19 protein-coding genes are annotated in these 22,676 nt (G+C 71.7%); 12 read left to right on the top strand and 7 right to left on the bottom strand.

What is annotated here, in order from left to right:
• Both map and K6I33_RS11530 read left to right on the top strand, forming a co-directional pair.
• Window positions 1–817, top strand: an 817-nt coding sequence (gene map / locus K6I33_RS11535) for a type I methionyl aminopeptidase (protein WP_229350612.1), incomplete at its 5' end; no start/stop codon positions are given.
• A gap of 151 nt (window positions 818–968) precedes the next feature.
• Window positions 969–1,631: a heme oxygenase (biliverdin-producing) gene (locus K6I33_RS11530; RefSeq protein WP_229350610.1), complete on the top strand. Its 663-nt coding sequence runs from the start codon at window positions 969–971 to the stop codon at window positions 1,629–1,631.
• Window positions 1,632–1,725: 94 nt separating this feature from the next.
• On the opposite strand, the gene K6I33_RS11525 is transcribed toward K6I33_RS11530, so the two are convergent.
• Together K6I33_RS11525 and K6I33_RS11520 are read right to left on the bottom strand one after the other, a co-directional pair.
• Complete coding sequence (locus K6I33_RS11525; protein WP_229350608.1) at window positions 1,726–3,243, bottom strand: HtaA domain-containing protein; 1,518 nt, start codon at window positions 3,241–3,243, stop codon at window positions 1,726–1,728.
• Window positions 3,244–3,302: 59 nt separating this feature from the next.
• Window positions 3,303–4,745: an HtaA domain-containing protein gene (locus tag K6I33_RS11520; protein ID WP_229350606.1), complete on the bottom strand. Its 1,443-nt coding sequence runs from the start codon at window positions 4,743–4,745 to the stop codon at window positions 3,303–3,305.
• Window positions 4,746–4,879: 134 nt separating this feature from the next.
• On the opposite strand from K6I33_RS11520, the gene K6I33_RS11515 reads away from it, so the two are divergent.
• The 7 genes from K6I33_RS11515 (at window position 4,880) to K6I33_RS11485 (ending at window position 12,630) form a co-directional block, all read left to right on the top strand.
• Window positions 4,880–5,905: a hemin ABC transporter substrate-binding protein gene (locus tag K6I33_RS11515; RefSeq protein WP_229350614.1), complete on the top strand. Its 1,026-nt coding sequence runs from the start codon at window positions 4,880–4,882 to the stop codon at window positions 5,903–5,905.
• A 1-nt stretch (window position 5,906) separates the two neighbouring features.
• A complete protein-coding gene (locus K6I33_RS11510) occupies window positions 5,907–6,977 on the top strand; it encodes an iron ABC transporter permease (RefSeq protein ID WP_229350604.1) in 1,071 nt (356 codons plus the stop codon).
• A 121-nt stretch (window positions 6,978–7,098) separates the two neighbouring features.
• On the top strand, window positions 7,099–7,956 hold the full coding sequence (locus K6I33_RS11505) for a heme ABC transporter ATP-binding protein (RefSeq protein ID WP_229350602.1): 858 nt from the start codon (window positions 7,099–7,101) through the stop codon (window positions 7,954–7,956).
• 127 nt (window positions 7,957–8,083) lie between these two features.
• Window positions 8,084–9,217 (top strand): iron uptake system protein EfeO, encoded by a 1,134-nt coding sequence (efeO, locus tag K6I33_RS11500; RefSeq protein ID WP_229350600.1) that lies wholly within the window; start codon window positions 8,084–8,086, stop codon window positions 9,215–9,217.
• A gap of 15 nt (window positions 9,218–9,232) precedes the next feature.
• Window positions 9,233–10,765 carry an iron uptake transporter deferrochelatase/peroxidase subunit gene (gene efeB / locus K6I33_RS11495; protein WP_229350598.1) on the top strand — a complete coding sequence of 511 codons (1,533 nt, stop codon included), beginning with the start codon at window positions 9,233–9,235 and terminating at the stop codon, window positions 10,763–10,765.
• Window positions 10,766–10,796: 31 nt separating this feature from the next.
• Complete coding sequence (gene efeU / locus K6I33_RS11490) at window positions 10,797–11,777, top strand: iron uptake transporter permease EfeU (protein WP_229350596.1); 981 nt, start codon at window positions 10,797–10,799, stop codon at window positions 11,775–11,777.
• On the top strand, window positions 11,761–12,630 hold the full coding sequence (locus tag K6I33_RS11485; protein WP_229350594.1) for a hypothetical protein: 870 nt from the start codon (window positions 11,761–11,763) through the stop codon (window positions 12,628–12,630). The genes efeU and K6I33_RS11485 overlap by 17 nt, the downstream gene beginning before the upstream one ends.
• A 103-nt stretch (window positions 12,631–12,733) precedes the next feature.
• Here K6I33_RS11485 and K6I33_RS11480 read toward each other — a convergent pair whose 3' ends face one another.
• Window positions 12,734–13,468, bottom strand: a complete 735-nt coding sequence (locus tag K6I33_RS11480) for a bifunctional DNA primase/polymerase (protein ID WP_229350592.1) — start codon at window positions 13,466–13,468, stop codon at window positions 12,734–12,736.
• A gap of 242 nt (window positions 13,469–13,710) precedes the next feature.
• Between K6I33_RS11480 and K6I33_RS11475 the strand changes: the two genes are divergently transcribed.
• Complete coding sequence (locus tag K6I33_RS11475; RefSeq protein WP_229350590.1) at window positions 13,711–13,896, top strand: DUF6243 family protein; 186 nt, start codon at window positions 13,711–13,713, stop codon at window positions 13,894–13,896.
• A 31-nt stretch (window positions 13,897–13,927) separates the two neighbouring features.
• Window positions 13,928–14,833 (top strand): dimethylargininase, encoded by a 906-nt coding sequence (gene ddaH, locus K6I33_RS11470; RefSeq protein WP_374284081.1) that lies wholly within the window; start codon window positions 13,928–13,930, stop codon window positions 14,831–14,833.
• A gap of 54 nt (window positions 14,834–14,887) precedes the next feature.
• Here the strand turns inward: ddaH and K6I33_RS11465 are convergent, their stop codons facing one another.
• From K6I33_RS11465 to K6I33_RS11450, 4 genes are all read right to left on the bottom strand, one after another.
• Window positions 14,888–15,937 (bottom strand): small ribosomal subunit Rsm22 family protein, encoded by a 1,050-nt coding sequence (locus K6I33_RS11465; RefSeq protein ID WP_229350585.1) that lies wholly within the window; start codon window positions 15,935–15,937, stop codon window positions 14,888–14,890.
• 10 nt (window positions 15,938–15,947) lie between these two features.
• Entirely contained in the window at window positions 15,948–17,240 is a 1,293-nt protein-coding gene (locus tag K6I33_RS11460; protein WP_229350583.1) for a multidrug effflux MFS transporter, read from the bottom strand.
• Window positions 17,241–17,431: 191 nt separating this feature from the next.
• The gene (locus tag K6I33_RS11455) at window positions 17,432–19,474 is read right to left on the bottom strand and encodes a PIG-L family deacetylase (RefSeq protein ID WP_229350581.1); all 2,043 of its coding nucleotides are present in this window, start codon (window positions 19,472–19,474) and stop codon (window positions 17,432–17,434) included.
• A 63-nt stretch (window positions 19,475–19,537) separates the two neighbouring features.
• Window positions 19,538–20,716, bottom strand: coding sequence for an acyltransferase (locus tag K6I33_RS11450; RefSeq protein WP_229350579.1), 1,179 nt, complete (start codon window positions 20,714–20,716; stop codon window positions 19,538–19,540).
• Between the two features lie 771 nt (window positions 20,717–21,487).
• Here K6I33_RS11450 and K6I33_RS11445 point away from each other — a divergent pair.
• Window positions 21,488–22,357: a PhzF family phenazine biosynthesis protein gene (locus K6I33_RS11445; protein WP_229350577.1), complete on the top strand. Its 870-nt coding sequence runs from the start codon at window positions 21,488–21,490 to the stop codon at window positions 22,355–22,357.
• Window positions 22,358–22,676 lie beyond the last annotated feature (319 nt).

The raw sequence follows: 22,676 nt of genomic DNA, 5'->3' as shown, positions 1-22,676 counted from the left end.
CACCCGCCCCGTCCCCGCCTCGATCCCGCGCCCCGAGTACGTGGGGAAGCCGGCGCCGACCCCGTACGACGGTCCCGAGGTCCAGGACGCCGAGACGATCGAGAGGATGCGGATCGCGGGCGGCATCGCCGCGCGGGCGATGGAGGAGGCGGCCAAGCACATCGCCCCCGGCGTCACCACCGACGAGCTGGACCGGGTCGCGCACGAGTACATGTGCGACCACGGCGCCTACCCCTCCACGCTCGGCTACCGCGGCTTCCCCAAGTCGCTGTGCGCGTCGATCAACGAGGTCATCTGTCACGGCATCCCCGACTCGACCGTGCTGCGCGACGGCGACATCGTCAATCTCGACGTGACGGCCTACATCGACGGCGTGCACGGCGACAACAACGCCACCTACCTCTGCGGCGACGTCGACGAGGAGTCGCGCCTGCTCGTCGAGCGCACGCGCGAGGCGCTGAACCGGGCGGTCAAGGCCGTCAAGCCGGGCCGCCGGATCAACATCATCGGCCGTGTCATCGAGTCGTACGCCAAGCGCTTCGGCTACGGCGTCGTGCGCGACTTCACCGGGCACGGCATCAACTCGTCCTTCCACTCCGGCCTGATCGTCCCCCACTACGACAGCCCCCACCACGACACGCTCATCCAGCCGGGCATGACCTTCACGATCGAGCCGATGCTGACGCTGGGCACGCACGAGTACGACATGTGGGAGGACGGCTGGACGGTCGTCACCAAGGACCGCAGGCGGACGGCCCAGTTCGAGCACACGCTCGTGGTGACGGAATCGGGTGCGGAGATCCTCACCTTGCCGTAGCGTGGCACCAGGTTTTTACCGACAGCATGTCGGGAAGCAATTGACTTAGGTAAGCCTAAGTAGAGAGGATAGGTGGTGGCGCGCCTTGGCGCACCCGTTACCGCCTGTTTTCTCCGCTTCTTCCCGTCCCCTCGGTCACCGGAGGTCCGCCTTGGACGCCCCCGCCACGACTCCGTTCTCCACGCTCATCCGCACCGCCTCGCACGAGCAGCACACGGAAGCGGAGAACTCGTCGTTCATGAGCGACATGCTGGGCGGCCGCCTGGGGGTGGCCGCCTACCGCCGCTACACGGAGCAGCTCTGGTTCGTGTACCAGGCCCTGGAGTCCGCCTCCGGTGCCCTCGCCGACGACCCCGTGGCCGGGCCGTTCATACGGCCCGAGCTGACCCGCTCCGCCGAGCTGGAGCGCGATCTGGCCCACCTCGGCGGCCCCGGGTGGCGTACGGGCATCACGCCCCTGCCCGCGACGGCGGCGTACGCGGCCCGGATCGAGGAGTGCGTCCGCGACTGGCCCGCCGGCTATGTCGCCCACCACTACACGCGCTACCTGGGCGACCTCTCCGGCGGCCAGATCATCCGCGGCACGGCCGAGAAGACATGGGGCTTCGCCCGCAAGGGCGACGGCGTCCGCTTCTACGTCTTCGAGGGCATCCCCAACCCGGCCGCCTTCAAGCGCGAGTACCGCGAGCTGCTCGACGCCCTGCCGCTGGACGACCTGGAGAAGCAGCGCGTGATCGACGAGTGCCGCCGCGCGTTCGCGCTCAACACGGCGGTCTTCAGGGAGCTCGGCGAGGAATTCCCGTTGAGCGCGTGACGGGGGTTGTGCCCACGGCCCGCACCCGACAGCGAAAACCCGCGCCCCCGGTGACCGTAACCGGGGGCGCGGGCCGTTTCAGCGCGAAGGGGCGTCAGCCCTTCGCAAGCGCCGACCGCCGCCGCGTCGCGTACACCGCCGCCCCACCCGCCAGCGTGAGCGCCACCGCCCCGCCGAGGAGCGGCCCGGTGGGCGTGTCGGCGCCGGTCGCCGCGAGCGACGCCTCCTCACCGGTCACGCCACCCTTGGCGCCGCCACCGCCGGTGGGCGTACCGGCCCCGGCGCTCTGACCGCCGCCGGGAAGCTTGGCGTTCTTCCCGACCGTGACGGCGAGGCTCACCGGGTCGAGCGCGGTGCCCTCCTTGTACATGGCGCGGCCCTGGTACGAGAAGACGCCCGCGCCCTCGGCGGTCAGGGTCGCCGGTACGGCGGACAGGGTGACGACACCGTTCGTGGCCTTGAGCGCGTTCGCGCCGAGCTTCAGCTTCGCGAGCGTCACCGTGCCCTTGGAGGCCACGTCCGCGCTGAGCGTGGCGTCGCCGGAGCCGGACGCCTTGACCTTGAAGTTGCTGAACCGCAGGTCCAGCTGGCCCTCGTGGCCCGTGAAGCGGACCTCTCCCTTGAAGGCGACGTCGAGGGTGTTGGCGGACGCGTCGTACGTGCCGCCGGCCTTGGTGAAGCGGTAGCCGTCGGCGAGCTTCACGGCGTCGCCGAAGACCTCGGCCTTGCCCTGGGCGAACCCGCCGGTGACGTAGTCGCGGAAGGACTTCTTCAGGCCCCAGTCGAGCCGGCCGTCGCTGACGGGGCCGGAGACGGGCTTGCCGTCGCTCTTGGCGGGAGCCTTGTCGCCCTTCGGGGCACCGTCGCCCTTGGACGCGTCGTTCTTCGACGCGCCACCGTCCTTCTTCCCCTCGCCGCCCTCCGACGGCTCCGGCTTCGGCTTCGGTTTCGGCTGGGGCTGCGGCTGGGCGTCCGTCACCGCCGTCGTCGTGAACGTCGCCTTGTCGAGCTCGGCGCCCTGCTTGTACATGGAACGGCCCTGGTACGAGAAGACCTTCGCGCCCTCGGCGGTCAGCGTGGCGGGTATCCCGTCGAAGGTGACCTTGCCGCCCGCGCCCATGGTGCGCTTCGCCGCCGCCAGGTCCAGCGCGGCGATCGGCACGTCGTCCTGGGTCTTGCCGTCCTTCGTGACGTCGGCGGTGATGCGGCCGGTCTTGCCGCCGGCGTCGCCCGCCAGCTTCACGTCGGCGAAGGTGATGTCCAGTTCCCCTTCGTGGCCGGTGAACCGCACGCCGCCCTTGAAGGTGCTGCCGACCGCGTGCGTGGACATGTCGTACGTGCCCTTGCCGTCGGTGAAGGCGAAGGAGCCGTCGGCGGTCCGCTGCGCGCCGTCGGTGGTCTTGATGGCGCCGTTGGCGAAGCCGCCCTCCACATAGTCGCGGAAGGACTTCTTCAGGCCCCAGCCCAGCGTGCCGTCCTTCAGCGTCATCGGCGGCGGCCCGCCCGCGGCGTGGGCGGCCGGGGCGGTCAGGGCGGTGGCGCCCAGGGCCGCGGCGGCCGTGGCGACGGCGGCCGCGAGGGCGAGGGGGCGTCGGCGTGCGGGGACGGTCATGGTCTGTTGTCTCCTCAGTCGGGGGTGCTGATGGATTTCAGGGGGAGGAAGGGGGGCGGTCAGTCCACGGAGGACGTGGAAGGCGCGGGCGTCTCGGTCGCCACCCGGCGCCGGCGGGTCACCCGGAAGGTGGCGACCGCCGCCGCCACGACCACGGCGGCGGCCACCGCGACCGGCACCGCCGGGAAGGAAGCGGAATCGGACGACGAGGAAGCGGCGGACTTCGTGCGCGGTTCCGGCGAGGACGGGGACGGGGAGGACGAGCCGCTCGGCGCGCTGCCGAGGTCCGGCAGCGGCGGCAGCGCGGCCTTGGCGTCCAGCGGCACGGCCAGGGAGACCGGGTCCATGTCCGTGCCCTCCTGGTACATCCCGCCGAAGGCCTTCGCGCCCTCGGCCGTGAGTTTCGCCGGGGCCTCGGTGACGGCGGCGAGTCCGTCCTTCTCCTCGATCCCGGTGGCGTCGAAGGTGAGGAGCGGTACGCCCTTGGTGGTCGTACGGCCGTCGCCGGTCACGTCCGCCGAGAGCGTGCCCCGGCCCTCCTTCACCGCGACCCTGACCCCGCCGAGGGCGAGGTCGAGGTGCTTCCCGGTGAAGCGGAGGGTGCCGGCGAAGGCGGCGTCCAGGGAACCGGCGTCGTACGTGCCCTTGCCGTGCGGGAAGCGGAAGAGCGCACCGCCGTCCTGGGCGCCGTCGGCGAGCCTCCAGGAGCCCTGGGCGATGGACCCGGTGACGTACTCCCGGAACGTACGCCGCACGCCCCAGTCGACGACCGCCTCCGTGAACTCGCCCCTGGGCGCCCGCTTCTCCTCCGGTGGCGTGGCCGGGCTCGCGCTCGGCGACGCCTGCGCGGAGGCCGCCAGGATGTCGGCGGAGAGGGTGACGGGGTCGAGTGCCGTGCCCTCGGTGTAGTAGCCGGCGAAGGCCTTGGCGCCCTGCGCGGTGAGGGTGGCGGGGACGTCGGCGAGGCCGACGCGCGTCCCGCCGCCGCGCAGGTCGACGCCGGAGACGTCGAGGGCGGCGAGGGGCACCTGGGCGGCGGTCGTGACCTCGCCGGTGCCCTTGGCCTTGCTCGTCATGTCGGCGTGGAGGGTTCCGGTGCCGCCCGCGATGCGGACGGTGGGGCGGGTGAGGGTCAGGTCGAGCTCGTGGGAGCCGTCCGGCTTGCGGTGCCCGGTGAAGTGCACGCCGCCGGAGAAGGCCGCTTCGAAGGCGCCGCTGGCGGGCGTGTAGGAGCCCTTGGCGGAGTGGAAGCGGAACCGGCCGCCGCCGACCGTCGCCGCCCCGCCCCGGAGCTCCCAACCGCCCTGTGCGATCGGCCCGGTGACATAGCTCTGGAAGGAGGACTTGATCCCCCAGTCGAGCCGGCCGCCGGACACCTCCCGGGTTCCGGATGGCCCGGGCCCGTCCGCCGCGTGGGCGGCCGGGACGAGCGCGGTCGCGGCCGTCAGCAATGCCGCGAGGAGCGCGACGACGGGCGCGCGGGCAGGTCTGGACGGCAGCATCGGGGAACCCCTCTCGGGCAATGGCGATTAAGGTAAGGCTAACCTAAGCTACAGCTCAGCGGGTGGACAGCCCACCCGGAGGAATCCGCACCGGAAAGGCGGGGAACGTGTTTCAACGGCACTCGACAGGAGCCCTGTTGCGCGCCCCACGCCTCGTCGGCGCCCTCGCGGGCCTGCTCGCCCTGGCGACCGTCCTCACCGGCTGCGGCGCGGCGGACGGGAATTCCGGAAAGCCGTCGGGGGCCTCCGGGACCACCGGCGGGCAGCGGCCGGCGGCCGACCGCGTCGAACCGCTCACACCGGCGCCCGCGCCCGGACTCCCCGTCACCGTGCGCTCCGCCGACGGCCGGGACGTCACCGTGAACGGCGCCGACCGGATCGTTCCGCTCTCCGGCTCGCTCTCCGAGATCGTCTTCAGCCTCGGCCTGGGGAACCGGGTCGTGGCCCGTGACATCACCGCCACCTTCGAACAGGCCCGTGAACTGCCCGTCGTGACCCGCGCGCACGACGTCTCCGCGGAGAGCGTGCTCTCGCTGCGGCCCACGCTCGTCCTCGCCGAGGCCACCACCGGCCCGGCCGAGGCCGTCGGCCAGATCCGCGCGGCGGGCGTCCCCCTCGTCGTCCTCGACCCGGCGAAGAAGCTCGGCGACGTCGGCACCCGGATCGACAAGGTGGCGGCCGCGCTCGGCGTCCCCGCCGCCGGCAAGGAACTCCGCGAGCGCACGGAGAGCCGCATCGAGGCCGCGAAGCGGAACATCCCCCGGGACACCGGCGAGAAGCCGCGCGTCGCCTTCCTCTACCTGCGCGGCTCGGCCTCCGTCTACCTCCTCGGCGGCGCGGGCTCGGGCGCCGACTCGCTCATCGAGGCGGCGGGCGGCGTCGACGCGGGCGTCGCGTCCGGCCTGAGGAAGGACTTCACACCCATCACCAGCGAGGCCCTCGCCAAGGCCGCGCCCGATGTGATCCTCGTGATGAGCAAGGGCCTGGACTCGGTCGGCGGCGTGGACGGCCTGCTCAAGATCCCGGGCGTCCGCGAGACCCCGGCCGGGCTCGACCGCCGGATCGCCTCCGTCGACGACGGCGTCCTGCTGAACTTCGGCCCGCGCACCGACACCGTGCTCACCTCCCTCGTCGAGCAGATCCACAAGGGCGGTGCGTGACATGACCGCCGTCAAGGAAACCGTGACGCGGACGGTGCCTCATGTCCGTACGACGCCCGTGCTGCTGGGCGGTGCGATGGCCGTCGCCCTCGCCGCCCTCTGCCTCCTCTCCGCCGGGCTCGGCGCGTACGACATCCCCGTCGGCGACGTGCTGGGCTCGCTCCTGCACCGCGCCGGGCTCGGGGGCGCGGCCCTCGACCGCGTGGGCGAGAGCGTGCTGTGGAACGTCCGGCTGCCGCGCGTGGTGCTGGCGCTGCTGGTCGGGGCGTCCCTGGGGTGCGCGGGCGCGCTGATGCAGGGCGTGTTCGGCAATCCGCTCGCCGAACCCGGCGTCATCGGCATCTCGTCGGGCGCGGCCGTGGGCGCGGTCGCCTCCATCTCGCTGGGCCTGAGCCTCTTCGGCACCTGGACGGTGACGGTCTGCGCGTTCGCGGGCGGGCTGGTGACGGTGCTGCTGGTGTACGCGCTGTCGCGTTCGGGCGGGCGTACGGAGGTGGTGACGCTCATCCTCACCGGCATCGCGGTGAACGCGTTCGCGGGCGCCCTCATCGGGCTGTGCGTCTTCTTCGCGGACAACGCGCAGGTCACCCAGATCACTTTCTGGCAGCTGGGCTCGCTCGCCCAGGCGACCTGGCCCAAGGTCCTCGCCGTCCTGCCGTGCGCGCTGGCCGGGCTGGCGGTCGCCCCCTGGTACGCCCGGAAGCTGGACCTGCTGGCGCTGGGCGAACGCCCGGCGCGGCACCTGGGCGTGGACGTCGAACGGCTGCGGATGGTGCTGGTGCTGGTGGTGGCGCTGCTGACGGCGGCGGCGGTGGCCGTCGCGGGCATCATCACGTTCGTCGGGCTGCTGGTGCCGCATCTGCTGCGCATGGCGGCGGGCCCGGGGCACCGGTTCCTCGTGCCGGGCAGCGCGCTGGGCGGCGCCCTCGTGCTGGTCGCCGCGGACCTCGCGGCCCGCACGGTCGCCCAGCCGGCGGAGCTGCCCCTGGGCGTCCTGACGGCACTGTTCGGCAGCCCGTTCTTCTTCTGGCTGTTGCGAAGGACGCGACGGAAGCAGGGGGGTTGGGCATGATCACCCGCACACGAGAGCAACGTCCGGCCCCCACGGGTGCCCGGCCGGGGGTCCGGGGGTTGCCCCCGGGAAAGCACAGCTGGCTGTTGCGAAGGACGCGACGGAAGCAGGGGGGTTGGGCGTGACGCGCACGTTTCTCCAGGGGTTGCGCCGCCGCGCCCGGCGGCTCCCCTCCCCCGCCCCCATCGGGACCGTACGGGCCGAGGCCCGTGCCCTGCGGGTGCGGCTCGGCGGCCGTACCGTCCTGTCCGAGGTCGATCTGTGCGTGGCAGCCGGCGAGGTCGTCGCCCTCGTCGGGCCGAACGGCGCCGGGAAGTCCACGCTGCTCGCCGCGCTCGCCCACGACCTGCCCGCCGAGTCCGGGGAGGTGTGGATGGACGGCCGTCCGGCGGACGAATGGAGCGCGGGGGAACTCGCCATGCGCCGGGCCGTGCTGCCGCAGTCGGCCCGGCTGTCGTTCCCGTTCGCCGTCGAGGAGGTCGTACGGATGGGCCGGGCCCCCTGGGCCGGTACGCCCGCCGAGGACGAGGACGATCCGGCCGTGCGCTCGGCGCTGGCCGCCGCCGAGGTGGCCGGATTCGCCTCCCGGCCGTTCGCGGAGCTGTCGGGCGGCGAACGGGCCCGGGTCGCGCTGGCCCGGGTGCTCGCGCAGCGCACCCCGCTGTTGCTGCTCGACGAGCCGACGGCCGCGCTGGACCTGCGCCACCAGGAGCTGGTGCTGCGGGTGTGCCGGGAGCGCGCGGCCGCCGGGGACGCGGTGGTCGTCGTCCTCCACGACCTCGGGCTCGCGGGCGCCTACGCGGACCGGGTTGCCGTGCTCCACGAGGGCCGGATCGCGGCGGACGGCCCGCCCGGCCGGGTCTATGCGCCCGAATTGCTGAGCCGTGTCTATTCGCAGCCGGTCGAAGTAATTGATCATCCGCGCACGGGAGAGCCTTTGGTGCTGCCGAGGCGGGATGGCCGAAATTTTGCCTCGTGAGAGCAGAATCACGCGCCCGGTGGGGAACAGGGTAGGCAAGCCTCAGATAAGTTAGGGCGGCCTTATTCGGCCATGCAGTTTCGGCCATGTCCGATTTCCGCCCTCTCCGAGCAAGCCTGGAGCCCCCATGCGAGTCCTCCGCTCCTCCGCTGTCACCGCCGTCGCGGCGGTGGCGGCCCTGACCGCCGTGTCCGGCTGTGCCGAGAAGTCCGACGGGAAGAGCACGGACGGCGCCGTCAATGTCGCCGCCTCCGACGACAAGTGCGAGGTCTCCAAGACCTCGTTCCCGGCCGGGCACGTCAAGATCAATGTGGAGAACAAGGGCTCCAAGGTCACCGAGGTTTATGTCTACGCCCCCGATGACCGAATTGTCACCGAGCGCGAGAACATAGGCCCGGGCACCAAGGCGGAGATCACCGCGACGATCAAGGCGGGCTCGTACGAAATCGCCTGCAAGCCCGGCATGAAGGGCGACGGCATCCGCCAGAAGATCACCGTCACCGGTGGCGGCGAGGCGAAGAAGAGCGACCCGGCGCTGGACAAGGCGGTCGCCGAGTACCGCAAGTACGTGCAGCAGCAGGCCGACGAGACCATCCCGGCCGCGCAGAAGTTCGTGGACGCCGTCAAGAAGGGCGACCTGGACGAGGCGAAGAAGAACTACGCCCCCTCCCGCACCGGCTGGGAGCGCACCGAGCCGGTCGCCGAGTCCTTCGGCGACATCGACCCGAAGGTCGACGTCCGCGAGGACGGCCTGGAGAAGGACCAGAAGTGGACCGGCTGGCACAAGCTGGAGAAGTCGCTCTGGGACGCCAAGGCCATCACGGACGAGGACAAGACCCTCGCCGACCAGCTGATGAAGGACCTCGAGGACTGGCGCAAGCGCGTCGGCACCGCCGAGATCACGCCGACCAGCATGGCCAACGGCGCCAAGGAGCTCCTCGACGAGGTCTACCGGAACAAGATCACCGGTGAGGAGGAGCGCTACAGCCACACCGACCTGGTCGACTTCGAGGCCAACGTCGACGGCGCCGAGAAGGCGTACGAGCTGCTGAAGCCGGTCGCCGCCAAGAACGACGCCGAGCTCGTCAAGACCCTGGACGCGCAGTTCGCCGCCGTGAAGAAGGCGCTCGGCGACTACCGCGACGGTGACGGCTTCAAGTCGTACGACAGCGTGGGCAAGGACGACCGCAAGAAGCTCTCGGACGCCGTGAACGCGCTGTCCGAGCCGCTGTCCAAGCTCGCCGCCGCGGTCGCGAAGTAAGGCGGGGGAACGACAATGACGGAATCCTCGAAGCCGAAGTCCTCCTCCGAAGCCGCGGAGGCGGCGGGGGCCGCCACGAGCGCGGGGGCCGCTGAGGCCACCGCGAACGCCGAGGCCACCGCGAACGCTGAGGCCACCGCGAACGCCGGTGGTGCCGAGGCCGCCAAGGCCGCCGACGCCACCACGACCGCCGGTGGTGTCGCCGGCACGGCGACCGACGAGGCGAAGGCCGGGGCGCCCGATCGGGCGACGGCCGAGGCGACCCGCGAGGCCGCCGACGAGGCGAAGGCCGGCCCCGGGGCCGGGCCCCGGCGGGCCCCCTCGCGCCGCGCCCTGCTCGGCTGGGGCGGCGCGGGCCTCGCGCTCGGCGCCGCCGCGGCCGGCGGCACGGCCGCCGCGCTGCGCACCGGCTCCGACGCCTCCCCCAGCGCGTCCGCCGGTGACGCGGTGCCGTTCCACGGCGCCCACCAGGCCGGTATCGCCACGCCCGTCCAGGACCGGCTGCACTTCGCCTCCTTCGACGTGACGACGACCGACCGGGCCGCGCTGGTCAAGCTGCTCCAGGAGTGGACGGCCGCCGCCCGGGCGATGACCGCCGGGCACGAGGTCGGCACGGGCGCGATCAGCGCGAACGAGGAGCTGCCGCCGGACGACACCGGCGAGGCCCTCGGCCTCAAGCCGTCCCGGCTGACCCTGACCTTCGGCGTCGGCCCCGGCCTGTTCGAGAAGGACGGCAAGGACCGCTTCGGGCTGAAGGACCGCCGCCCCAAGGCCCTGATCGACCTGCCCGCCTTCCCCGGGGACAACCTCGACGCCGCGCGCAGCGGCGGCGACCTGTGCGTCCAGGCCTGCGCCGACGACCCGCAGGTCGCGGTGCACGCGATCCGCAACCTCGCCCGCATCGGCATGGGCCGGGTGGCGATCCGCTGGTCGCAGCTCGGCTTCGGCAAGACGTCCTCGACCACGCCCGACGCACAGACGCCGCGCAACATGATGGGCTTCAAGGACGGCACCCGGAACATCGCGGGCGACGACACCGCCCGTCTCGACAAGCACGTGTGGGTGGGCGAGAAGGACGGCCCCGGCTGGATGGTCGGCGGCTCCTACCTCGTCGCGCGCCGCATCCGGATGCACATCGAGACCTGGGACCGGACCTCGCTGGCCGAGCAGGAGGACGTCTTCGGCCGCGACAAGTCCGAGGGCGCGGCCGTGGGCAAGCAGCGGGAGCACGACGAGCCGCTGCTGAAGGCGATGAAGCCCGACGCCCATGTGCGCCTCGCGCACCCGGACTCCAACAACGGTGTGACGATCCTGCGCCGCGGCTACTCCTTCACGGACGGCACGGACGGCCTGGGCCGGCTCGACGCCGGGCTGTTCTTCATCGCGTACCAGCGCGATGTCCAGGACGGCTTCGTACCGCTCCAGAAGAACCTCTCGCGCAGCGACGCGCTGAACGAGTACATCCAGCACGTGGGGTCGGCGGTCTTCGCCGTCCCGCCGGGCGTCCGCGACAAGGGCGACTGGTGGGGCAAGGCCCTCTTCGCCTGACCGCCGGTCCCTTTCTGAGAGGAGATGCCGGATGTTCGGCAACTACCTGATCGGCCTGCGCGAGGGCCTGGAGGCCAGCCTGGTCGTCTGCATCCTCGTCGCCTACCTGGTCAAGACCGGCCGCAGGGACGCCCTGCGGCCGGTGTGGACCGGCATCGCGGCGGCGGTGCTGCTGAGCATGGCGTTCGGTGCCGTGCTCCAGTTCGGCTCGCAGACGATGACGTTCAAGGCCCAGGAGGCGCTGGGCGGCACCCTGTCCGTCATCGCCGTCGGCCTGGTGACCTGGATGGTCTTCTGGATGCGGCGCACCGCGCGGCACCTGAAGAAGGAGCTGCACGGCAAGCTCGACGCGGCGCTCGCGATGGGCACGGGCGCGCTGGTCGTCACGGCGTTCCTGGCCGTGGGCCGGGAGGGCCTGGAGACGGCGCTGTTCATCTGGACGGCCGTCCAGGCGACCAACGACGGTGTGCGGCCCCTGGTCGGCGCGCTGCTGGGGCTGCTGACGGCCGTGGTGCTGGGCTGGCTGTTCTACCGGGGCGCGCTGAAGATCAACCTGGCGAAGTTCTTCACCTGGACCGGCGGGATGCTGATCGTGGTCGCGGCGGGCGTCCTCGCCTACGGCTTCCACGACCTCCAGGAGGCCGACGTCCTGCCGGGCCTGGGGGACAAGGCCTTCGACATCAGCGAGCAGATCCCGGTCGACAGCTGGTACGGCACGCTGCTGAAGGGCGTCTTCAACTTCCAGCCGGACCCGACGTGGCTCCAGGTGGGGGTGTGGGCGCTGTACGTCGTCCCGACCCTGCTGGTGTTCTTCGCTCCGGGGCGGACGGGTAGGGTTGCGCCGTCCCGGGCAGCCACGGAGGAGTCGAAGCGCGATGAGGTTCCCGCATCGGGTGTTCCCGCGTCGGGCAGCGGTTCTGACGGTGCCGGTGCTGCTGACGGCGGCGACGACCGGGTGCGTGACGGTGCACGGGGAACGGGCGGTCATCCCGGCGGTGAGCGGGAAGGCTGAGGCCGAGAAGGTCCTCCGCCGTTTCACCGACGGCTACAACGACGCGTACCGCAAGCTCGACCCGGCCCTCGTGGACCGGGTCGAGACCGGTGCGCCGGCCGAGATAGCCCGGGCCGACCTGGCCGCGCAGCGCGCGGTGACGCCGGGCGGCAACCCGGGCTATCCGCCGCTCGTCCTCGACGACGCGCGGTTCACGATCCCGAAGATGGCGGGCTGGCCGAAGTTCTTCGTCGCCGACACCCGCAGCAACCGCGACCGGCACCGCTGGCTGCTGGTCTTCACCCGCGCCGACGCGGGGCGGCCGTGGAAGGCCGCGTATCTCTCGCTGCTGAACCAGGGAAGCGTTCCGGAGTTCGCGCTCGACAAGGACGGCTACGCGCAGGCGGTGCCGGCGAAGGACGACAAGGGGTCGGCCCCCCTCGCCGTACGTCCGGACGCGCTCAGCGCCGCGTACACCGACTTCCTGCGCACGGGCACGGGCGGCGTCTTCGCCCCCGGCACCTCCACCACGCAGATCCGCGCGGACCGCGCGAAGCTCGCCCGGACGCCCACGTTCTGGGCCGAGTACATCGACACCCCTACGAGCGCCCCGGACTTCCCGGCGCCGGCCCTGCGCACCAAGGACGGCGGCGCGCTCGCCTTCTTCACGGCACACCACCGCGAGCGCCGCACGGCGGTCGCGGGCGTCCGCCCGGAGGTCACCGACCCGCGGACGAAGGCGCTCCTGAAGGGCGACCTCAAGCAGGCGGTGACCTACACCCGGGTCTCGGAGTCGGCGGTGGCAATCCCCGGCAAGGGCGCGGTGGTCTTCCTCAACAGAATCGAATCGCTGACGGGGGCGAAGGGCGAGTAACCGGTTTGTGGGCAATCGTTCCGCAGGGCTGGGGGCACCTCCCAGTAGTAGCTGGGGGAGGGTGGGCACAAACCGACCACGGCCTCAGCGCCGCCCGCACACCTCAGCGCCCGATGGGCCAAGGGTGAGCCGACTCGTGTTCCTGGCGCCCCCCGGCGTAAGCCGCACACGCATCCGTCAGCGCCTCCAGCAATGAAAGCGGATCCGGCAGCGGCCGCTCGGCCCCGAACCCCGGAACCCAAGCCACACCCTCATCCCCCGGCAGAACAGAAGGCGGCAGCAGCACATAGCTGCCCCGGCAGTGCCATCGCAGCCCCGGGTGCTCGTCCATCGTCTCGGGGTGGCAGTCCAGCTCGCAGGGCCACCACTCGTCCTCGTCGTCGGGGGTGCCGCGGGTGGCGGTGAAGAAGAGCATGCGGTCGGGGGCGACGGTGGCGACGGGACCGGCTTCCACTCCGGCGGCCGTCAGCCGGTCCAGCGCCTGCCGGCCGGCCTCGGCGGGGACGTCGAGGACGTCGTGGGCGATGCCGGTGGCGGTGACGAAGTTGGCCTCCGGCTGGCCGCGCAGCCATTTGGTGACCTTGTCGGCGTCGGTCGAGGCGAGGGTCTGCCAGGCGAAGGAGACGGGGTGCCGGCCGGGGGTGGGACACCCGATGCGTTCACAGGAACAGCCGTAGCCCGAGGGGTGCGCGGCGGGTGCCAGGGGGAACCCCGCGGCGGCCGCGGCCAGGAGCAGTTCCTCGCGGGCGGCGCCGTTCGCCGCCCCCGTGCCCGTATCGCCGCCCGCTCCGCTCCTGGGGCGGCGCAGCCATTGGGAGAATCTGCTCTTGCGTTCCATCTATCCCCTCACTTCGACCGCGGTCTTCGGTCAATGCTGCCACCATCCTGCTCCTGGTGTGACCGCCGGACCTATCCGGGGGGTGTGAGACCGGCCGCGTCGGGGCCCGTTGAGGCCCGTTGAGGGGGACGTGCGCGTCCCCGGAATCCCTCCCCCATCCCATTGACAAGACGAACCGTCTCGTCCAAAGTAGAGGCATATCGCGAGACGGACCGTCTCGCCGAACCGGGAGGAGAACCACCATGACTCGAGGCAGCGCACGCGGCATGCTCGGCGTCGGCGGCACCCGCAGCAACCTCTCCCGCGCCTCGCTGCGCGGCACCGGCGGAGGCGGCCGGGGAGCGGGCGGCAGCACCGACCCCAACGCGCAGAAGCGCGAGCTGCTGCGCGCCCTCAAGGCGCAGCGGAACGGCGACACCAGTAGGTGAACGGGCGGCATGTAAACCACCCGTACGGTTCATGCGCGAAGCCCTCACAGCGTGGACCATTTGGGCACGCACGATCCACGTGCGTGCCCAACACCACCGTGAGGAGCGCGACTTGCGTACATCCCCGCGTGCATCCACCCCGCGCCGCTATCTGATGTGCCCGCCGACGTACTACCGGGTCACATATTCGATCAACCCCTGGATGGACCCGGGCAAGCCGGTCGACCTACAGCTCGCCCTCGCGCAGTGGGAGGAGCTCCGCGACCGCTACCGCGCCCTCGGCCACACCGTCGACGAACTCGCCCCGCGCCCCGATCTGCCCGACATGGTCTTCGCCGCCAACGGCGCCACGGTCGTCGACGGGCGCGTCCTCGGCGCCCGGTTCGCCCACCCCGAGCGCTGGGCCGAGGCGGCGGCGCACCGGGAGTGGTTCCGCTCCCACGGCTACGAGGCGGTGCGCGAGCCGGAGCACATCAACGAGGGCGAGGGCGACTTCGCCGTCACGGCCACCTGGCTGCTCGCGGGGCGCGGCTTCCGCAGCAGTCCCCTCTCGCACCCCGAGGCACAGGAGTTCTTCGGCCGCCCGGTGATCGGGCTCGACCTGGTCGACCCGCGCTACTACCACCTGGACACGGCCCTGTGCGTCCTCGACGACGCGACCGACGGCGAGGTCATGTACTACCCCGGTGCCTTCTCCCCGGGCAGCCGGGCGGTCCTGGAGCGGCTCTTCCCCGACGCGCTGATCGCGACCGAGGAGGACGCGGCGGCACTGGGGCTGAACGCGGTGAGCGACGGGAAGCACGTCCTGCTCCCCCAGGCGGCGGTCGGCCTCTTCGAGCCCCTGCGCGAAAGGGGCTACGAGCCGGTCGCCATGGATCTGGGAGAGCTCCTCAAGGGCGGCGGCAGCGTGAAGTGCTGCACGCAGGAACTCAGATAGACCGTCCGGCGGGGCGGTCCCCCTCCCCCGTACCGGCCTCCGTCCGTCAGGCCGTCAGTCGTCCTCGGCCGGCGGGGGCCACTCCCCGCCCCACTCCGCGTCGCGCGCGGCACGATAGAGGGGCCCGTGCCGCTTGGTGACGGTCTCCCGCTGCAGCCCGTCACCGGGCGTGCACAGCTCCAGCAGCACCTGCCCCTTGCGGATCTGCGGCTTCCGCACGATCCGCGAGGGCGTCGCGGGGCCCTCCTCGGGAATCTCCAGATCCCGCACGGCCGCCACGTACGAGAACTTCTCGTCCTCGTACGGCAGCGAGCCCCCCTTCACCTGCCGGTGCAGCGAGGACCGGCTCACGCGCGCCGAGAAATGACACCAGTCCGTACCCCGCTCGATAGGACAAGCGGCACTGTGCGGACACGGAGCCACGACCCGGAAGCCCGCCGCGATCAGCCGGTCCCGCGCCTCGATGATCCGCAGGTAGCCCTCGGGCGTGCCCGGCTCGACGATCACGACGGCCCGTGCCGCACGCGCGGCCGCGTCCGTCACAGCGCGCCGGTCGCCCTCGGTGAGCTCGCCCAGCACGTACGAGACCGTGACCAGGTCCGTGCCCCCGGGCAGGTCGAGGCCGGCGTCGATGGCCCGGCGCTGCCAGCGCGCGCCGCTCAGCGGCGGCTCGGACCGTACCGTTCCGGCCAGCTCGGCGCCCAGGGCGAGCGCGGGCTCGGCCCAGTCCAGGACGGTGGTCGTCCGCTCCCCGCCCGGCCAGGCCGCCGCGACCGCCCAGGTCGCGGCGCCCGTGCCGCCGCCGACGTCGACGTGCGTGGCGGGGTGGAAGTCCGGCAGCCGGTCGCGGAAGGCCTCCAGCGCGGACCGCACGGCCTCGAAGGTCGCGGGCATCCGGTACGCGGCGTAGGCCGCCACGTCGGAGCGGTCGCGCAGGACGGGGGTGTGCGTGGGGGTGCGCCCCCGGTAGTTGGCGATCAGCCGCTCGACGGCCTGGGCGGCCTGCTTGGGCGGCAGGCCGTCGAGGAGTCCGGCGAGGGCGGTGCGCAGGGTCTCGCCGGTGACCGGGGCCTCGCCGGTCGGCGCGTGTGCGGGGGCGTGCATTTGGCGAAGTCTATGCGGTGAGCTCGTCCGGTCGCCGCTGCCAGGGCCTGCACAGCCCCACGAAGCAGACCACCGCGGCGAGCGCGCAGCCGAGCTGCACGAGCGCCATCGGCACGGCCGTGTGCTCCCCCGCGATGCCGACGAGCGGCGAGGCGATCGCGCCCAGCAGGAACGTGGACGTGCCCAGCAGCGCGGACGCCGACCCGGCGGCGTCGCGGGAGCGCATCAGGGCCTGGGCGTTGGTGTTGGGCATGGCCAGGCCCATCGCGGACATCAGGACGAACAGCCCGGCCGAGACGGGGACGAGCCCGGCCTTGCCGAAAACGCCGGAGGTCATCAGGAGCAGGGCCACGGCCGCGAGGGTGATCACGGCGAGGCCGACGGCCAGCGCCTTGTCGAGGCTGACCCGTCCCACGAGCACCTTGCCGTTGATCTGGCCGACGATGACGAGCCCGATGGAGTTGAGGCCGAAGAGCAGGCTGAAGGTCTGCGGGGAGGCGCCGTAGATGTCCTGGACGACGAAGGGCGAGGCGGAGATGTAGGCGAAGAGCGCGGCGAAGGCGAAGCCGCCGGACAGCATGTAGCCGGTGAAGACCCGGTCGGCGAGCAGCCCGCGCATCGTTCCCAGCGCCTGGCCGAGGCCGCCGCCCTGGCGGCGGGCGGGCGGCAGCGTCTCGTCCAGCCTGCGCCAGACGACGAGCGTGAGGAGGACGCCTATGACGGTGAGGACGACGAAGACTCCCCGCCAGTCGGTCAGCTGGAGGATCTGTCCGCCGATGAGCGGGGCCACGACGGGGGCGACGCCGGAGATCAGCATGAGGGTGGAGAAGAAACGGGCCATGGCCACGCCGTCGTACAGGTCGCGCACGACGGCCCGGGCTATGACGATCCCGGCCGCCCCGGCGAGCCCCTGCGCCAGCCGGCAGCCGATCAGCAGCTCCACCGTGGAGGCGACGGCGCAGGCAGCGGTGGCGAGGACGTAGACGACCATGCCCACGAGCAGCGGCCGCCTGCGCCCCCAGCGGTCGCTCATCGGCCCGACGACCAGCTGGCCGAGCGCCATGCCCATGAGGCAGGCGGTGAGGGTGAGCTGGACGGTGGCGGCCGGGGAGCTCAGGGCGGAGGTGACCTCGGGCAGGGCCGGGAGGTACATGTCCATGGAGAGGGGCGGCAGGGCGGTGAGCCCGCCGAGCACGAGGGTGACGACGAGGCCGGTGCGGCGTGCGCGCGCCTCCGGTTCCGCGACGGCTGTGTGACCGGTTGTGCCTTCGTCAACGGCCTGGGAGGGGCCGGAGTCCGTCATCGTCGTCTCTCCATGAGTCGTAATTCTTGTAGTTTCAAATTACTCCCATGGTGTCATGGCCACGGCTGCCGGTCGCCCCTTACGGGGGGTGATGTGCGCTACGGAGCTCTTCTCGCCCGGATCGCATGACGCGGCCCTCCCGGCGACGTCGTCGCTGGGAGGGCCGCGTCATGACCGGATCAGGCGCGCGATCAGTGCTGCCGCCAGCGGTTCGCCCGCCGTGCCGTGAACGGGGCTGCGGCGTCGAGCGTGAGGGTGCGCAGGCGCGCCTGGGCGTCGAGCACCGCGACGACGACGCGCCCGGCGCCGTCCACGGCGACGGACGGAGCACGCACGAAGGGGCCGCCGTCGAGCGGCGTCCATTCACTGCTGAGCGCGCTGCCGTCCAGCGGCTGCCGGCTGATGCTCAGGCTTCCGCTGTCGGTGCGCTGGACGAGGACCATGTCGCCACCCGGCAGTTCGGCGTGGGCCACCGGCCCGTACCCGGGCGCGTTGTCGAGCAGGTGCGGCTGCGGGTCCCAGGATCCGCTCGCTTCCCGCTGCCGGTGGGCCAGCAGCCAGCCCGTGCCCGGCTGCCGGGAGAGCATCAGCACACGGCCGTCCGTCTGCTCGAGGAGGGAGACCGAGCCGGACGGGCGGGGCAGCAGGGTGCCGTAGTCGCGCTCGAACACGCCCTTCGACTCGTCCTGGTACCAGCGCAGCATGCCGTCCTTGGTGGTCGCGTAGAACTCGACCGTGCCGCGCTTGAGGCAGATGCCCGAGGGGTTGTCGAGGAGTCCGCCGTGCAGGTCCTCCCAGGGGCCCCAGCCCTCGTCGGTGGTCGTACGGGCGCTCAGCCCGCCGCCGAAGTTACGGAAGGCGACCTTGATACGGCCGGAGCCCGTGACCGTCGCGACGGGCATGCCGAGGCCGCGGCGCTTGGCGGCGGCCTCGGCGGCCCTGCCGTAGGGGTTGCCGACGTTGGTCCAGGTGCCGAAGGAGCCGTCCTCGGCACTCTCCACCAGGTGCATGACGTCGCGCTGCTGCTCCTCGGGCCCCGCGCCCACGCGGGATCGCATCGCTATGACGTGGATACGGCCCTGTCCGTCGCGTATGACGTCCAGGCGCGGCAGGCAGTGGCCGTCGTTGTCCGCGGGCCACTGGCCCAGCGGCTTGGGCCCGGACCAGCCGCCCGACCGGTCCTGCGCCCACATCGCGGGCCTGCCCCCGAGCACGGTGAAGGCGGTCAGGCGGCCGTCGGCGCGGCGCTGGAGCCACGTGGTGGTCGGCTGCCAGCGATGGGTGGTGCTCTGCCCGTAGGCGCGGTTGTAGGCGCGGTTGCCCAGCGGCCGGTCACCGCACTCCCCCGGCGCCTTCTGGCACTCGTGGCCGTCCTCACCACCGTAGACGGCCAGGTAGTGGAACTTCTCGGCCGCCGAGGCGGCGCTGAGGTTGTCGGGCCGCAGCTTGTTGCAGTAGCCCATGTAGCTCTCGACGGCCGGCTTGCGCGCGGGGCCGGTCCGCTCGTACTTGCGCAGTGCGGCGAGCGCGAAGAACGCCGCCGCGGTGTGGTCGGTGTTGTCGCAGTAGGAGATCGAGCCGGTCTCCGCCTCGTAGCTGACGCGGTCCGGGTCGGGGTTCATGACGCGGACGACGGCCGGCTCATAACGCTGCAGAAGATCGACCAGGGTGTCGATGACACCGTCGCGGGTGAGCGCGCGGCCGTCGCTCTCCGCCGGAATGGGGCTGCCGGCGGGCCGCAGCGTGGCGAGCTCCTCGATGTTGCGCGCCCACAGGTGCAGCACCTTCTGGTCCGGCATCGCGACGCAGGTGCGCAGGTTGAGGAAGACGAGAGTGACGCGGCCCTCACCGAAGGTGTTGATCTCCGCGGTGACCCCTTCGCGCACCTGCAGGGTGTCGCGCGTCCATTCGCCCCGACGGCTGCCGGTGACCAGGGCGGCATAGGCGGCCCGGATTCCGTGCTGGCGGGCAGCCGTGTATCCGGGGTAATCGGGCACGGCGGCCTTGCGAGCCGGGTCGCTGAAGGAGAGGTTGATGCCGTCCGCCTCGCCGGTGGTCAGATAAACACTGACCACCGGGATGCCCGCCCGTACGGACTGCAGCAGGTCCGGCGTCATGAAGTAGAGATCGTCGTCGGTGTGCGCGCATATCTGCATATGCGGCGCCCAGTCGGAGTGGAACACGCCCCGCGCGGGCACGCCAGCGTCCTGGTTTCGACGCTTGAACAGACGCATGAAGAGAAGAGGTCCTTTCGAGTACTGCGAGGGGGGTTGGCGCGTGTTTGGGGTTGGCGCGTGTTACCGCTTCTGCTCGGCTTTCCCCGTGTTCTGCTCGGCTTTCCCCGTGTCCGGCCCGCTCTGCGGGACCTGGGACATCGCGTGGACCAGGCCACGCTTGAGCCACCGCCCCACCGGGCGCTCCACGAGCCGGTGGACGAGCCAGGAGATCACCAACATGCCCGCGATCACGCCGCCGACCAGGACGTATGCCGGGACACGCGAGCCGAGGGCGTGGAAGATCTCACGGCCGATGTTTTCGTGCAGGAGGTAGAGCGGGTAGGTCAGCGCACCCGCCGCCGGCAGCCAGCGCCACTTGATCCAGGACAGCTTTCCGGTGGCGAGCAGCGCCATGACGCCGAAACACGCGGCGATGATGGGAATGACCGGCCAGAAGGGCACGACGTGCCCGATGTACTTGCCCGTGTTCTTCCACGTCGCATGCGCGAAGGGCAGGCAGGCGAGGAAGCACATCAGGACAATGCCCGTGAGCATCAGGTTCGGCCGGAACCTGTACATGAGGTAGAAGGCGATTCCCGCGATGAAGTACCAGCTGTCGTCGGGCATGACCAGCAGCTGCAGTGCGCTGTCGTCCTGGTCGGCGAAGAAGAAGCTGGCGGTCGCCCAGACGCAGCAGAACACCAGGAGCCGGTGATAGGTCAGCCCCTTCCAGGCGACGATGGCGAAGAGCAGGTAGAACCGCAGCTCGGCGAAGAGCGTCCAGTAGACGCCGTCGACATGCGGAATCCCGAGGGGCTCCTGCAGCATGGTCAGGTTGGTGAGTACGTCCACCAACGCGAGGGGCTTCTCCCCACCGGCCACCAGGGTGACGACCAGTGTCGTGACGATGACACCGAACCAGTAGGCGGGATACAGGCGCACCACGCGGGAGATGAAGAAGTCGCGCAGCGGCTTCCCCCAGCAGCTCATACAGATGACGAATCCGCTGATCAGGAAGAAGAGCTGCACCCCGAGCCAGCCGTACGCGGCGACGGGAAAGACGCGGGGAAACATGGCTTTGACATCGCCAGACCATCCGCCACCGAACGCCATGTAGTGGTACACGACCACGCACAGGGCGGCGAGGAGCCGCAGTCCGTCCAGAGCGAGCATTCGCGCCGGACGACGGCTCTCGGCCACAGGCTGGACGTCACGGCGACTGTCGACCAGTGGCAGCGCCGGTCCGGTGTTGTGGGCCATCTCTCAATGTCTCCCGGGGGATGTGGTGGAGGTCGGTGCGCGGTTCATGTGCCGCCCGGATGATCAGGGCGATGGCCCACCGGCCCCTGTGTCGGAGGCCAGCACGGAGGAGCCCATGAGTGGGCGTGCGGCGTCATCCACGTGGGGGGGGGTGACACACGGGCCGAGCGGGCCGGCACTCAGGTAATTCGGCGGCGTTGCGGCGTCAGCCTCGGTGGAAGGCGTGAAGGCGGGGGACGTCATACCGTGGCCGCGCCCCGACGGGGGCGCCCTCTGCGGTGCAGGGCGCTGTGCGTCCCGCGCTCAGGTCGTCCCGCGCTGCGGCGTCAGCATTCCTGCGGCCCTTGTCCTCGTCGTCACGTGCCAGACCGACGATCCGGACCTTCACTCCACGTAGCAAAGTCGCCACTGTCGGAGCAAAAGCAAATCTCTCCGACAACTGCGATCCGCTCCTTGCGCTCACCCTCCTGCGAACCTGGTGTGCTCGATGCGCACCCCGGTGAACCGCGCCCTCCGAATTCATCGGCGGCGGCTTACCGGAGCTGGCCGCGTACACACTCCCTCATCAGGCCACAGGTTCATATGCTAAATGATCGTTCCGAATTGTTACCGTCGGTACGAATGGGGGGTGCCCGAGGAACCCTGCTCGGCGTATATCCCTCCCACCCGCCTGCTGGAGCGGTACGCGTCGAGGGCTCCGGGAGACCGCCCACGCGGACAAGTGGCCTGTGGCACGGAATACCGGGGCGGCGGCCGAAAGTTGACCCGCCCATGAAGACGACGATCACCCCGGACAACGGCGATGTCCTCCGCTACACGGCCTTCTCCTCGGACCCCGCCGGCGGCAACCCCGCCGGGGTCGTCCTGGACGCCTCGGCCCTGGACGACACGGCACGACTGGCCGTCGCGGCCGGGCTCGGCTACAGCGAGACGGCCTTCCTGACGGCACCGCCGGAGGGGCTGGGCGAGCCGGGCCGGGCGTTCACGCTGCGCTTCTTCAGCCCGCTGGCGGAGGTGTCGTTCTGCGGCCACGCGACGGTGGCGACGGCGGTCGCGCTGGCGGAGCGCCGAGGTCCGGGCGAGTTCGTCTTCGCGACGGCGGCGGGGACGATCCCGGTGGAGGTGGACGAACGCCTGCGCGCGACGCTGACGAGCGTGGACCCGCACACGGAGGAGGTACCGGAGGCATCCCTGGCCGAAGCCCTGTCGGCCCTGAACTGGCAGCCGGAGGATCTGGACCCGGCCTTCCCGGTCCGCATCGCGTACGCGGGGGCACGCCACCTGATCCTGGCGGCGGGCACCCGGACCCGCCTGGCGGACCTGGACTACGACTTCGACAGTCTGGCGACACTGATGCGCGCCCACGACCTGACGACGGTCCAGCTGGTGTGGCGGGAAAGCGAGACGGTCTTCCACGTAAGGGACCCGTTCCCGGTGGGCGGCGTCGTGGAGGACCCGGCGACGGGTGCGGCCGCGGCCGCGCTGGGCGCGTATCTGCGGGAGTACGGCCTGGTGCCCACGACGGCCCGGCTCACCCTCCACCAGGGCGCGGACATGGGACGTCCGGGACTGCTGGGCGTGGAGCTGCGGGAGGGCGACCGGAGGGTGCGGGTCACGGGCACGGCGACACGAATCGGCTGACCGGCGGCTTTACGAGTGCGGGGGCGCCCACGTCCGACGCGCGCCCCCAACCGGGTCCGGCCCACCCCTGAATGGCCAATTCCGGGTGTACGGTCCGGATGCGCGGGGCGCGAGCGAAGCGCCCGCGACGAGACCGGCACCGAGTCCGAGGGGGACGGCGACGTGAGCCCGGACGGAGACCCACCTCCACCACCGACGCACCCACCGTTCTGGCCGCGCGTCTGGACGTACTGGGTGACGGGCGGCCTGGCGGTGGTACTGGCGGCGGTGATCCCGGTCCTGCTCCAGAAGGGCCCCTTCGCCCCGAACAAGCCAACCC

Source organism: Streptomyces sp. UNOB3_S3 (assembly GCF_020740895.1).
GTDB lineage: Bacteria > Actinomycetota > Actinomycetes > Streptomycetales > Streptomycetaceae > Streptomyces.
This window is presented reverse-complemented; position numbering and strand designations above follow the sequence as displayed.